Source organism: Burkholderia sp. Bp9012 (genome assembly GCF_003853825.1).
GTDB lineage: Bacteria > Pseudomonadota > Gammaproteobacteria > Burkholderiales > Burkholderiaceae > Burkholderia > Burkholderia diffusa.
Genome location: NZ_QTQA01000045.1, coordinates 25,799 through 38,070 on the forward strand (window position 1 = coordinate 25,799; position 12,272 = coordinate 38,070).

Here is a 12,272-nt window from a genome sequence, read left to right on the forward strand (position 1 = left end):
CACGTGTGCCACCTACCATACGCATACGTATGCGTATGGAGAAGCGTGATGACGAAGCTTGACGGAGTCGGCAAGGAACTGATCGCAGGGGAGCACCGCACGAATTATTTCGACGAAGGGCGGGGCAAGCCCTTGTTTCTGCTGCACGGCTCAGGGCCGGGCGTCTCAGGTTGGACCAACTGGAAGGGAGTGATGCCTGATCTCGCGGAAAGGTTCCGCGTGATCGCGCCGGACATCGCGGGCTTCGGCTTTACGGAGTTCAAGGAAAACAGCAAGTACGACATCAAGCTGTGGGTACGCCATCTCGTCGGCATCATGGATGCACTGGGCATCGAGAAGGCGTCGTTCGTCGGCAACTCGTTTGGCGGCGCTCTCTCTCTGGGTCTCGCGGTGTTCGACCCATCGCGCGTCGAGCGCATCGTCCTGCTCGGCACGCCTGCGGGCGAGTTTGAACAGACGCCGGGGCTGCGTTCGGCATGGGAATACGAGCCGTCGCTTGAGAACATGGAGCGCACCATGCGGCTCTTCCCGTTCGACCAGTCGATCATCACGCCGGAAATGGTCAAGTCGCGCTTCGACGCGAGCGCGCGGCCCGGCGCGCAGGACGCTCTGCGCAAACTGATTCCCCAGCCCGTTGCAGAAGGTCCGACCGTCGTGAAGGGCTTCCCCGAGCATGTGGTCGCGAAAATTCAGGCGCCGGCACTTGTGCTGCATGGTCGTGAGGATCGCGTCGTGCCACCGCAATGCGGGCAGCTGCTGGCACGTGCAATTCCGCGCGCCGACCTGCATCTGTTCGGTCAATGCGGCCACTGGGTCCAGACCGAGCGGCGCGCCGACTTCCTGCGTCTCGTGACCGCCTTCTGCGAGTAAGCGCCATGAGCCGCAACCTACTTGAACGTGTCCTTCACCAGTTGAACGTCGATCGTGCCGCGAAGCAGCGCTTTCGTGAGGATGCAGAGGGCTTTCTGCGCCGCTACGTGCTCGATGACGAGGAACGCCGCATGGTGCTCGATTTCGATGTCCTCGCGCTGCAAAACACAGGCGTCAATCCGATGCTGACAATGGGATTCTGGCAGGAATTGTCGCCCGAGCGTGACATGCGCGCCTACATGGCGCGGTTGCGTCCGGTCAGCGATAACGAGGCCATCCACGTCGCTGCGCTCAAACAATAAAGGAGCAAGCCGAGATGGCAAAAATGGTGGGTGGCTTTCTTGTGCCACATGATCCCGTGATGTTCGTCACACCTGAGGCGCCTGCGCAGCCGATCCGCGAGCGGATGTGGAATGCATTCGATACCTGCGCCGAGAGGCTGGCCGTTCTGCGCCCCACGAGCGTCGTTATCGTCGGTGCTGATCATTACATGCTGTTCGGCACGCAGTGCCTGCCGAGTTTTCTGATTGGCACGGGCGACGTAGACGGTCCGCTCGACGCGTTGCCGGGGCTCAAGCGAGGGGTGATTCCCGACAGCGCTCCGCTCGCACAGCACATTGCGGAACACGGTCTGGAAAACGGATTTGACTGGGCGGTTGCGCGCGCGTTGACTGTCGACCACTCCGTCGGCATCCCGAACCTGCTGATCGTGCAGCCACTGCGGGACGCCGGAATGCGGGTGGGCACGATTCCGGTGTACCTCGCGGCCGGCGTCGATCCTTATATCCGGCTTTCGCGTGCGGTCTCGGTGGGTTACGCAATCCGGGCGGCTGTCGAGGCATGGCCGGCCGACGAACGCGTGGCGGTGATCGGCAGCGGAGGCCTCAGTCACTGGGTCGGCACGGCGGAAATGGGGCGCGTCAACGAGACGTTCGATCGCGAGATCCTCGATTATGCAACGCGTGGCGATGCCGACGCACTCGCGCGTCTGAGCGACGCGTACATCCTCGAGAACGGCGGCAACGGCGGCATGGAAATACGAAACTGGGCGTGCGCGATGGGCGCGCTCGCCGGCGCACGCGGTGAGGTCATCGACTACGCACCCGTGCCCGAGTGGGTGACGGGACTCGGTTTCGTCCAGTTGCATCTGCAATAACGGAGTAAGCAATGAACAAGATCTTTCTGCTCAAGCGCGAGGATCTCGCGCCCGGCGAAATGCGCAAGGTCGAACACGGCGCATGTCCGCTGGCGGTCTACAACATCGAAGGTCGCTTCTACGCGACCAGCGATACCTGCACGCACGCGACTGCATCGTTGACGGCGGGCGAGATCGTCTACGGTGACTTGATCGCGTGCCCCGTGCACGACGGCCAGTTCCACATACCCACGGGCCAGGCCATGGCGTTTCCGTGCACCGTCGATCTGCGCACTTATCGGGTAATCGAAGAGGGCGATGAAGTTTTCGCCGATCTCGACGCTGAGTCCGAAGACGCGGTTTCGGCGGTTTGAAGGGGATGCATATGTCTCACGATTGCACAGGTGCCTGCCCGCGGCTCAAGCGCGACGTCGCGAGCGAACCGCTGCCGTATCTTGATCGGCTCATCAACCTCGAGAAGGGCAGTCTTTCGCGGCGCGTCTACTGGGATAGGGCGATCTACGAGCAGGAACTCGAGAAGATCTTCGCGCGCAGTTGGCTGTTTCTCGGGCATGAATCGCAGTTGGCCAAAGCGGGAGACTACCTCACGACCTATATGGCCGAGGACAACGTCATCGTGGTCCGGCAAAAGGACAATTCGATCAAAGCATTTTTGAACACCTGCCCGCATCGCGGGAACAAACTGGCTTTTACCGACGCGGGCAACGCTCGTGGCTTCGTTTGCAACTATCACGGTTGGAGCTTCGGGATCGACGGTGGATTGCGCGGGATGGCAGGGAAAGAACTTTTCGACGCCAGCGGCATGAAGACGCCCGAGCATGGCCTGCATCCGGTCGCACAGGTTGCTTTGTACAAGGGGCTGGTGTTTGGAAATATGGATGCCGGTGCGCCATCGCTCGACGAATGGCTGGGCGATTTTCGCTTCTACCTCGACGTGATGCTCGATATGGATGGCGATGGCACGGAATTTATCGGCGGCTGCGTGAAATCCGTGATCAACTGCAACTGGAAGGTACCGGTCGAGAACTTCATCGGCGATATCTATCATGCACTCTGGACCCACGATTCCGCGGCTCGCGCGATGCTGGGGGGGCCGGTTGCGGACGTCTGTCGCGATCCGGATTCGTATCACGTTAATTTCAACGGCCATGGTTGGGAATTCAATCTGGACACCGTTGGCAATGCTGCGACGCTCGGCGACAAGGCGATACGGAAGTACCTCTACGGAATTCAGCCCAAAGTGGTCGAACGCCTGGGCGAGTTCCGCTCGAAGATGATTGGTTCGATTTCGTCCGTGAGTGTATTTCCGAATTTGTCGTTCCTCCCGGGGCAGAACACGTTCCGCGTTTGGCATCCCCGTGGACCGGGCAAGATCGAATTGCATACGTGGACCATCGTCAACCGCAGCGCGCCGCAGGACATCAAGGATCGCTGGCTCAAGGGTACGATGATGACGTTCTCGCCTTCCGGTGTGTTTGAAATGGACGACGGAGAGAATTTCGAATTCTCGACGCGTACCAACGCCGGTTTCGTGACGCGTCAGCAGGATCTGTATATGGGGCTCGGCTTCGGAACGCAGTTGAACGATACGGATCTGCCCGGGAACGTCTACCGAAATCAGGTCAATGAAGCGAATCATCGCGCGTTCTATCAGCGTTGGGCAGACTTCATGGGCGCACGTTCTTGGGATGAGGTCCCGCGCCGCGATATCGCGAAATTGCCGGAAAGTGCCTTCTGCCACGATGCGAGCGGGGTGGAAGCATGAATGCGCATGCAATAGCCGATTTTGCGTTACCGGCCGGTCCAGCAGCAGATCGCGAAACGACGCATCGGATCGAGCAGTTTCTGTTTCATGAAGCACGTCTGCTTGATTGCGAGCGCTGGGAGGAATGGTTGGCGCTGATGACGCCGGATATCCATTACTGGATGCCGTCGATTGAAAATCGGCGCCGTGCGGACAAGTTGGGCGCATATGCGCGCGGCCGGGGCGCATATTTCGACGACACCCATCTCGATCTCGAGCGTCGTGTTGCGCGCTTCATGCAACCGTCCGCCTGGGCAGAAGATCCGCCGACGCGCCATGTCCACGTCATCAGCAACGTGGAGGCGAGCCACGCGCAGAGCGCCGGCGAATACATCGTACAGTCGGTGTTCGCAAATTACCGTAGCCGCGGTGAAGCCGACAACGATCTGTTGTTTGGCCGCCGCGAAGACACGCTGCGCGAAGTCGAAGGCGAACTGCGAATCGCACAACGAACGATCGTCATCACGCAGTCGCTGCTGATGTCAAAAAACCTCAACACGTTCTTCTGATATGGGCTGGCTCAACGACGATGTGGCGCTCATAACGGGCGCCAGTTCTGGAATCGGTCTGGCGGTCGTGCGCCGCTTTCTTGCGGAGGGCGCGGCCGGCATCGGCGTGCTGATTCGCAGCGCGGCGCACGCTGACATGATGCATGACGAATTCGGTGATCGCATCGCGATCACAGTGGGTGACGTGCGCTCTCCCGAAGCAAATGCGCAAGCCGTCGATGCTACGGTGCGCGCGTTCGGCAAGCTCGATACGCTGGTCGCCAACGCGGGTGTGTGGGATCACTTTGCGTCGCTGCGCAAGTTCGATGGCGTGACGCTCAAGGCTACCTTCGAGGAAGTGTTCGCGGTCAACGTCCTCGGTTACATGCTGGCTGCGCAGAGCGCAGCTCCCGCGCTGCGCGACACACGCGGCAGCATGATCTTCACGCTTTCGAACGCGAGCTTCTATGCGGGCGGCGGCGGTCCGGTCTATGTCGCGTCGAAACATGCGTGTGTCGGCTTGATCAAGCAGCTTGCGTGGGAGCTGGCACCTGACGTACGCGTGAACGGCGTCGCCCCTGGTGGCACGGTGACGCCGCTGAAGGGGCCTCAGGCGCTCGGGCGTGAGAACGACCGGCTGTCGGATATCCCCGGTTTCGCGGACGCCGTGGCCGATGCGATGCCGCTTGGGTTTATCGCGCAGCCGGAGGACCACACCGGTCACTACGTGCTGCTCGCCTCGCGTACCGATTCACCGGCCACAACCGCGGCGATCCTGCAAAGTGATGGTGGCTGGGAAATCCGCGGCCCCGCCGCACGCAGGAAAGTGCCCTGAATGTCTTCAGCTGAAACGTACAACATGGAAGAAAGAATCATGTCCTCGCAGCTTCGCGCATTGTTCGCTTCGACGCGATTGCCCGTGATGGTCGCGCCGATGTTTCTGGTCTCGAGTCCCGAACTGGTCGTTGCAGCGTCGCGTGCAGGCGTTGTCGGCACGTTCGCTGCCCCGAACGCGCGCAATCTGGCAGCGCTCGATGAAGCGCTTGGAGGCATCGCCGACGGTGTCGCGCAAGGCGCTGCTGCACCGTGGGCTTTGAACATGATCGTCCACAGCAGCTACGACCGTTTCGACGCCGAGCTGGCGCTTGTGTTGCGCTACCAACCGAAGATCGTGACAACGGCACTCGGCAGCCCACGCCGTGTGCTGGATCACGTGCACGGCTACGGTGGCTTCGTTATGGCCGATGTCGCCACGCCGGCGATGGCGCGCAAGGCCGTGGAGGCAGGCGTTGATGGCCTCATTCTCGTATGCGCGGGTGCAGGAGGTCATACAGGCGTATATCACCCGTTCGCATTCGTCGATGAAGTCCGAACATTCTGGAGCGGCCCGCTGGGGCTCGCAGGTGCGGTGTCGACCGGCGCACACGTGTTGGCGGCAAAGCAGATCGGCGCGGACTTCGCGGTGCTCGGCACGCGCTTCATCGCCGCCGAGGAATCTCTGGCACAGCCAGCATATAGAGAAATGCTCGTCGGGAGCGGCATGGAGGATCTGGTGGCATCCAAGTCGGTCTCCGGTGTGCTGGCGAACTGGCTCAAACCGACGATCGAGCGTGCCGGTCTCCGTGTTTCGCAGCCAAGTGGTGAGAAGAAGATTGACTTCTCCGGCGACATCAGCACGGCACCCAAAGCGTGGAAGGACGTCTGGTCAGCAGGCCATGGCGTCGGCGCGGTACAGGCGGTCGAGCCGCTTGCCGTCATCGTCGACCGACTGGCTCAAGAGTACGTCAAGGGCATCGGCGCCCGGAATCGTGACGACGCAAGCCTCGTTCATCAAGTCGACAACTGGCGCGGGCGTGTTGCGTCCCCCGCGCGCAACGAAGGGGAGGTGTAATGAATGAACAGCGCATCGAACAGGCTGCGGTCGCGCTGCGGGAGGCGCGTGCCGCCCGCCGTACGATTCCGCGTATTTCCGAACAGTTCGATATTGCGGGAGTCGAGGCTGCATATGCTGTCGCGGAGATCAACACACGCGCGGCGGTAGAAGCGGGTCGCCGTATCGTCGGCAAGAAGATTGGTCTGACGTCAAAATCAGTCCAGCAACAGCTGGGTGTCGATCAGCCGGACTTTGGCGTACTGTTCGACGACATGGAATATCTGAGTGGCGCAGCCGTGCCGGCCGCGCGTCTCGTTCAGCCCAAAGCAGAAGCGGAAGTTGCTTTCGTCATGGGGCACGACCTGAACGACGATGTCATCAGTTGGGGGCGTTTTCTACGCACGATCGAGTTCGCGCTGCCCGCTATCGAGATCGTGGACAGCGTAATCCACGACTGGAAGATTACGTTCGTTGACACCATTGCGGACAACGCATCTTGCGGTGTCTATGTGCTGGGCGACACGCCGCGTCGGATTGGCGAACTCGATCTCGTTGCGTGTCCGATGCGCTGCACGGTGAACGACGTGCGGGTTTCCGAAGGCGCAGGTGCGGGATCTCTGGGCAATCCGCTCTATGCGGCGTGGTGGCTCGCCAAGGAGCTTGCTACGCACGGCCAGGTATTGCGGGCCGGCGACGTGGTGTTGTCTGGTGCGCTCGGGCCGATGGTCGCGGTAGCGCCGCGCGCGAGCATCGCGGTGGAGATCGGCGGATTGGGCGCGGTGTTTTGCGAACTGGTGTAGACGGCCGGTCCGGAGAAAGCAAAGGAGGGAGAGAGACATGAGCGATACATTCACCGACTTCCAGCGCAGCATGCGCGTACCGGGGTACGCATGTTGACGGGCATGCGTCATTCTTCGCCGCTCGTGCGTGCCGGCGCACTGGCGGTCCCTCGCATCGTGCGCGAGGATCGCGACGATGGCAGCTTCGTCCTGCGATCGGCCGAGCTGTTGCAACCGTATCATCGTTGTGTCGGAGAATGGCTGATCGAGTGGGCGCATATGACACCGGACGCCGTCTTCATCGCAGAGCGTGAAAGCGGCGGCGGGTGGCGCGAAGTGACCTACGCGAGCGCGCTGAATAGCGTGAGGCGCATTGCACAGGGTTTGATCGACCTGGGATTGCCGGACGGCGCAACGATCGTAGCGCTGTCGGACAACAGCGTAAATCTGGCGCTGCTTTCGCTGGCGGCAATGCATGTGGGCAGCCCGATTTCGATTGTTTCGTCAGCGTATGCGCGGGTCGCGAAAGACCATTCGAAGCTGCACGCGATGCTCGATCAACTGGCGCCGGCGATGATCTACGCGGAAGACGGCGATCTCTTTGGCTGGGCTATCGAAGGCTATGGCAGCGTCGCACGTGTCGTTTATACGTCGAATGTCCGTCCCGGCGCGATGGCGCTCCGGGAGCTCGAGGCGGGCATGGTTACCGATGCGGTAGAGCAGGCCTTTCTCGCAGTGACGCCGCAAACGGCCGCACGTCTGCTTCTTACCTCGGGCTCGACGGGGCAACCGAAAGTCGTCGTCAATACACATGGCATGCTGTGCGCGAATCAGCAGATGATTGCGCAGTGCTGGCGTTTCGTGGATCGTGCCCGGCCGATCGTTCTGGACTGGCTGCCGTGGAGCCACACGTTCGGTGCTAACCACAACTTCAATCTGGTTCTGCGCAATGGCGGTGCTTTGTATATCGACGATGGCCGGCCGGTGCCGGGGCTCGTCGAGCGCACCGTGCGCAATTTGAAGGACGTACGCCCCACGCTGTTCTTCAATGTCCCCAAGGGCTACGACTCGCTTTTGCCTTTGCTCGAGCGTGACGCCGAGGCAACGAGCGCGCTGTTCGAACGCCTCGACATGCTGTTGTTCGCGGCCGCAGCCCTCCCGCAGAAGACGGCCGAACGCGTTCGCGCGCTGGCCGCCACGGTTCGCGACGATCCGGTCTTCTTTACGACGGAATGGGGCGCAACGGAGACTGCTCCGGTAGTGACGAGCGCGCATTTTGCGACTGCGGATTCGCGCAATATCGGCGTGCCAGTGCCGGGTGTCGACCTGAAGTTCGTACCCTGGCAAGGCAAGCTCGAGATGCGCGTTCGCGGCCCATCGGTGTTCACGACCTATCGCGACGATCCCCAGCGTACTAGCGACGCGTTCGACGAGGAGCGTTTCTATTGCATTGGTGATGCGGGTCGCCTTGCCGATCCGTCCGATCCCAATTCCGGCGTGATTTTTGATGGCCGCATCGCGGAGGACTTCAAGCTGACTACGGGCACATGGGTGTCCGTGGGTACGTTGCGCGTCCGTATCGTGTCGGCATTCCATCCCTATGTGCACGATGCCGTGATCACGGGACATGATCGGGACGAGGTGGGACTGCTGCTTTTTCCTTCGCCGGCGCTTCGTATATTGGCTGGCGATCACGCTGGGGTAATGAGCGGGGATCAACTCGCCGCTTGCGGCGAAGTGCGCGAAACCTTGACACGTACGCTGGTCGAAATTGGCGCGGGCATGGGTTCTTCGCAACGGCCGACCCGCGCGATGCTCTTGTCGGCGCCTCCTTCGCTGGAACACGGTGAAATCACCGACAAAGGCTACATCAACCAGCGAGCGGTCATCACGCTGCGGGCCGGTGAGGTCGAACGTCTCTACACGAATCACGAAGCGGTTATCAGTGCGCACTAACGCGCGCTCGTCCAGGAGCATCGAATGAAACTTAAAGCGGCAGTAATCGGATCCGGCAATATCGGCACCGACCTGATGATCAAGATCATGCGCAATAGCCGGTATCTGGAGATGGCGGCGATGGTCGGCATCGATCCCGGATCGGATGGTCTCGCACGCGCCGCGCGCCTGGGCGTGGCGACTACGCATGAAGGTGCCGAAGGGCTCGCGCGTCTGCCTGTCTTCGGCGAAATCGATATCGTGTTCGACGCGACTTCGGCGGGCGCGCATGTGGGGAACGATGCGCTGCTGCGCACGCTCAAGCCGTCGATTCGCGTCATCGATCTGACGCCCGCCGCGATTGGCCCGTATTGCGTTCCAGTCGTGAATCTCGATGCCCAGATCGATACGCACAACGTGAATATGGTTACATGCGGTGGGCAGGCGACCATTCCCGTTGTCGCGGCGGTGTCGCGCGTGGCGAAGGTGCACTACGCGGAAATCGTTGCGTCGATCAGCAGCAGATCAGCGGGGCCAGGCACGCGTGCCAATATCGACGAATTCACGGAGACGACTTCGAGAGCCATCGAGGCCGTAGGCGGCGCGGCGAAGGGCAAGGCGATCATCGTGCTGAATCCGGCTGAGCCGCCGCTCATGATGCGCGATACCGTCTACACGCTTTCCGATTCGGTGGATAAAGACGCCGTCGAAAAGTCGATCGAGCAAGCCGTGGCCAGGGTGAATGCCTATGTGCCCGGCTATCGCCTCAAGCAGAAAGTGCAATTCGACGACATTCCGGTGAGTGTACCGCTCGATATTGCGGGCCTTGGAAAAATCAGCGGCCTGAAGACTTCCGTGTTTCTGGAGGTCGAAGGTGCGGCGCACTATCTGCCGGCTTATGCCGGAAATCTTGACATCATGACTTCGGCCGCGCTGGCGACCGCCGAACGCATGGCGCAGATGCTTTTGAGCGCGCAGGGCGCGTGAGAGACATAAGGGAAACACGATGAGCAAGAAACTCTATATCTCAGATGTGACGCTGCGCGACGGGAACCACGCGGTTCGTCATCGGTATTCGATTCAGAACGTGCAGGACATCGCACGTGCGCTGGACAATGCGAAGGTCGATTCGATCGAAGTCGCGCACGGCGACGGTCTGCAGGGCTCAAGCTTCAACTACGGCTTCGGCGCGCACACCGATCTCGAATGGATCGAAGCCGTCGCGGATGTGGTGAAGCACGCGAAGCTCGCGACGCTGCTGCTGCCCGGCATTGGCACCATTCATGATTTGAAGTCCGCGTACGACGCGGGTGCGCGCGTCGTACGCGTGGCCACGCATTGCACCGAAGCCGACATTTCGAAGCAGCATATCGAGTACGCACGCGTTCTCGGTATGGACACGGTCGGCTTTTTGATGATGAGCCATATGACCACGCCGGAGAAACTGGCCATCGAAGCGAAGAAGATGGAAAGTTATGGTGCGACCTGCATTTACGTTGTCGACTCCGGCGGCGCGCTCACCATGGACGGCGTGCGGGATCGCTTTCGCGCCTTGAAGAAAGTACTCGGCCCGGAAACGCAAACCGGCATGCACGCGCACCACAACCTGTCGCTGGGGGTGGCGAATTCGCTGGTCGCGGTCGAGGAGGGCTGCGACCGGGTCGACGCATCGCTGGCCGGAATGGGCGCCGGTGCTGGCAATGCACCACTTGAAGTTTTCATCGCAGTGGCCGAGCGGATGGGCTGGAATCATGGCACCGATCTTCATACGCTGATGGATGCTGCCGACGACATCGTACGCCCATTGCAGGATCGGCCCGTACGGGTGGATCGCGAGACGCTCGCGCTCGGCTATGCAGGCGTGTACTCGAGCTTTCTGCGTCATGCGGAGGTTGCGGCGCAACGGTATGGCCTCAAAACGGCGGACATCCTGGTCGAACTGGGAAAGCGGCGAATGGTTGGCGGGCAGGAAGACATGATCGTCGACGTGGCACTGGACCTGAAGCGTAACGTTGCGATGACTGCCGGCGAAAATATGTGAGGAATGTTCGCTATGACATCGCTTGTGATCAGGTTCCTGCCTTCAGACGTCGAACTCTCATGTGATGGAGAAACGACAATCCTCGAGGTGGCGCTCGCAGCGGGTTTCATCCCGAATCATAGTTGCCGGCGAGGGGAATGCGGCGCTTGCAAGACCCGGATTGTTTCCGGAAGTGTTCGTTATCTGTCTGGCAGGCCGGAAGCTCTGACGGAAGGGCATTGTCTGTCCTGCATGGCGATTCCAACGACGAATGTGATTCTGGATTCACCAGAAGTATTGAAAGTGACCGGACGGCGGACTGTGAAAGTGGGCACACGCGTTACAAGTGTTGAGCGACTCGGCAGTGACGTGGCCGTCGTTCGGATCCAAGCTCCTGCGGACAGCGGATTCTGCTTCCGGCCTGGACAGTATGTGGATGTGTTGATGCGAGATGGCAACCGTCGCAGCTATTCGATGGCGAATAACCCTGAAGAAAGCGGCGTCATCGAATTGCACATTCGTGCGATCCCGGGCGGCCGTTTCTCTCAGCACGTGTATCGGAATCTGAAACTGCGAGACATGCTGAAAATCGAAGGGCCCTTTGGCACGTTCACGCTTCGTGAATCCGACGCGCCACTGATTTTTGTTGCTTCCGGTACCGGATATGCCCCAATTGCGTCGATGATGCGAACACACGCCGAGGATATAGCGCGGCGCGGTGCGGCGTTCTACTGGGGAGCGCGACGACAGGAAGATTTGTATGCTTTCGAGGAGGCGGTCGAGTGGGCCCGCTCCTGTGATCGCCTGCGTTTCATTCCGGTGCTTTCCGATCCATCGCTTGATTGGCAGGGGCGAACAGGTTTCGTCCAAGACGCTGTGCAGGACGACTATTCGGACTTGTCGGCGTTCGAAGTATATGCCTGTGGAAATCCTCTGATGATCGTGGCGGCACGGCGCGCGTTTTGTCTGCAGTGTGGTCTGAAAGAAGCGAATTTCTTGAGTGACTCGTTTGTCGCGGCCCCGTGCAATACCGGCATGGTTTCAACGCCACTCTTCTAATCTTACTGTGTCAGTAAATCGATCTTTGGCGCTGAATGACCTGCTCCCCGCGTTTAGTACGGTGACGGTGTAGAGTCCGTTCCAGAGAGGAACGGCAATGAAAAGGCGATTCACCGAAGAGCAAATCATCGGCATCTTGAAGGAAGCCGAGGCTGGCCTGAAGCCGGCGGAGCTGTGCCGCAAGTACGGCATCTCGGAAGCGACCTACTACATATATGGACTGCTCCCAATAGCAAACGGAAGTTGACGGACACGGAAGTCGATTGCGTACATATATCCGGCGTCAGG

13 protein-coding genes and 1 pseudogene are annotated in these 12,272 nt (G+C 60.5%); all 14 read left to right on the plus strand.

Annotated features, from left to right (window positions below; all coding sequences use genetic code 11):
- Positions 1-48: 48 nt before the first annotated feature.
- On the plus strand, positions 49-870 hold the full coding sequence (locus DIE11_RS34565; protein WP_124489767.1) for an alpha/beta fold hydrolase: 822 nt from the start codon (positions 49-51) through the stop codon (positions 868-870).
- 5 nt (positions 871-875) lie between these two features.
- The gene (locus tag DIE11_RS34570; RefSeq protein ID WP_124489768.1) at positions 876-1,172 is read left to right on the plus strand and encodes an extradiol ring-cleavage dioxygenase; all 297 of its coding nucleotides are present in this window, start codon (positions 876-878) and stop codon (positions 1,170-1,172) included.
- A gap of 14 nt (positions 1,173-1,186) precedes the next feature.
- Complete coding sequence (locus tag DIE11_RS34575) at positions 1,187-2,026, plus strand: protocatechuate 3,4-dioxygenase (protein ID WP_124489769.1); 840 nt, start codon at positions 1,187-1,189, stop codon at positions 2,024-2,026.
- Between the two features lie 11 nt (positions 2,027-2,037).
- Positions 2,038-2,379 carry a non-heme iron oxygenase ferredoxin subunit gene (locus DIE11_RS34580; protein WP_124489770.1) on the plus strand — a complete coding sequence of 114 codons (342 nt, stop codon included), beginning with the start codon at positions 2,038-2,040 and terminating at the stop codon, positions 2,377-2,379.
- Between the two features lie 11 nt (positions 2,380-2,390).
- A complete protein-coding gene (locus tag DIE11_RS34585) occupies positions 2,391-3,791 on the plus strand; it encodes an aromatic ring-hydroxylating dioxygenase subunit alpha (protein ID WP_124489771.1) in 1,401 nt (466 codons plus the stop codon).
- Positions 3,788-4,339, plus strand: a complete 552-nt coding sequence (locus DIE11_RS34590; RefSeq protein WP_124489772.1) for a 3-phenylpropionate/cinnamic acid dioxygenase subunit beta — start codon at positions 3,788-3,790, stop codon at positions 4,337-4,339. The genes DIE11_RS34585 and DIE11_RS34590 overlap by 4 nt, the downstream gene beginning before the upstream one ends.
- 1 nt (position 4,340) lies before the next feature.
- Complete coding sequence (hcaB, locus tag DIE11_RS34595; RefSeq protein WP_124489773.1) at positions 4,341-5,153, plus strand: 3-(cis-5,6-dihydroxycyclohexa-1,3-dien-1-yl)propanoate dehydrogenase; 813 nt, start codon at positions 4,341-4,343, stop codon at positions 5,151-5,153.
- Positions 5,154-6,209: a nitronate monooxygenase family protein gene (locus DIE11_RS34600; RefSeq protein WP_260430319.1), complete on the plus strand. Its 1,056-nt coding sequence runs from the start codon at positions 5,154-5,156 to the stop codon at positions 6,207-6,209.
- On the plus strand, positions 6,209-6,991 hold the full coding sequence (locus DIE11_RS34605) for a 2-keto-4-pentenoate hydratase (protein WP_124489774.1): 783 nt from the start codon (positions 6,209-6,211) through the stop codon (positions 6,989-6,991). Before DIE11_RS34600 ends, DIE11_RS34605 begins: the two co-directional genes overlap by 1 nt.
- A 90-nt stretch (positions 6,992-7,081) precedes the next feature.
- Positions 7,082-8,926 (plus strand): feruloyl-CoA synthase, encoded by a 1,845-nt coding sequence (locus DIE11_RS34610; protein ID WP_260430320.1) that lies wholly within the window; start codon positions 7,082-7,084, stop codon positions 8,924-8,926.
- 24 nt (positions 8,927-8,950) lie between these two features.
- Positions 8,951-9,892, plus strand: coding sequence for an acetaldehyde dehydrogenase (acetylating) (locus tag DIE11_RS34615; RefSeq protein ID WP_124489775.1), 942 nt, complete (start codon positions 8,951-8,953; stop codon positions 9,890-9,892).
- A gap of 19 nt (positions 9,893-9,911) precedes the next feature.
- Entirely contained in the window at positions 9,912-10,946 is a 1,035-nt protein-coding gene (gene dmpG / locus DIE11_RS34620) for a 4-hydroxy-2-oxovalerate aldolase (RefSeq protein ID WP_124489776.1), read from the plus strand.
- A gap of 12 nt (positions 10,947-10,958) precedes the next feature.
- On the plus strand, positions 10,959-11,984 hold the full coding sequence (locus DIE11_RS34625) for an FAD-binding oxidoreductase (RefSeq protein ID WP_185633867.1): 1,026 nt from the start codon (positions 10,959-10,961) through the stop codon (positions 11,982-11,984).
- A 97-nt stretch (positions 11,985-12,081) separates the two neighbouring features.
- Positions 12,082-12,195 (plus strand): annotated as a pseudogene (locus DIE11_RS34630) (transposase); the annotation flags it as partial.
- Positions 12,196-12,272 lie beyond the last annotated feature (77 nt).

Coding starts and splice junctions, on each gene's coding strand:
- DIE11_RS34570 (WP_124489768.1), top strand. CDS start 876: ATGAGCCGCAACCTACTTGAACGTGTCCTTCACCAGTTGAACGTCGAT.
- dmpG (WP_124489776.1), top strand. CDS start 9,912: ATGAGCAAGAAACTCTATATCTCAGATGTGACGCTGCGCGACGGGAAC.
- DIE11_RS34585 (WP_124489771.1), top strand. CDS start 2,391: ATGTCTCACGATTGCACAGGTGCCTGCCCGCGGCTCAAGCGCGACGTC.
- DIE11_RS34610 (WP_260430320.1), top strand. CDS start 7,082: ATGTTGACGGGCATGCGTCATTCTTCGCCGCTCGTGCGTGCCGGCGCA.
- DIE11_RS34615 (WP_124489775.1), top strand. CDS start 8,951: ATGAAACTTAAAGCGGCAGTAATCGGATCCGGCAATATCGGCACCGAC.
- DIE11_RS34580 (WP_124489770.1), top strand. CDS start 2,038: ATGAACAAGATCTTTCTGCTCAAGCGCGAGGATCTCGCGCCCGGCGAA.
- hcaB (WP_124489773.1), top strand. CDS start 4,341: ATGGGCTGGCTCAACGACGATGTGGCGCTCATAACGGGCGCCAGTTCT.
- DIE11_RS34605 (WP_124489774.1), top strand. CDS start 6,209: ATGAATGAACAGCGCATCGAACAGGCTGCGGTCGCGCTGCGGGAGGCG.
- DIE11_RS34600 (WP_260430319.1), top strand. CDS start 5,154: ATGTCTTCAGCTGAAACGTACAACATGGAAGAAAGAATCATGTCCTCG.
- DIE11_RS34565 (WP_124489767.1), top strand. CDS start 49: ATGACGAAGCTTGACGGAGTCGGCAAGGAACTGATCGCAGGGGAGCAC.
- DIE11_RS34575 (WP_124489769.1), top strand. CDS start 1,187: ATGGCAAAAATGGTGGGTGGCTTTCTTGTGCCACATGATCCCGTGATG.
- DIE11_RS34625 (WP_185633867.1), top strand. CDS start 10,959: ATGACATCGCTTGTGATCAGGTTCCTGCCTTCAGACGTCGAACTCTCA.
- DIE11_RS34590 (WP_124489772.1), top strand. CDS start 3,788: ATGAATGCGCATGCAATAGCCGATTTTGCGTTACCGGCCGGTCCAGCA.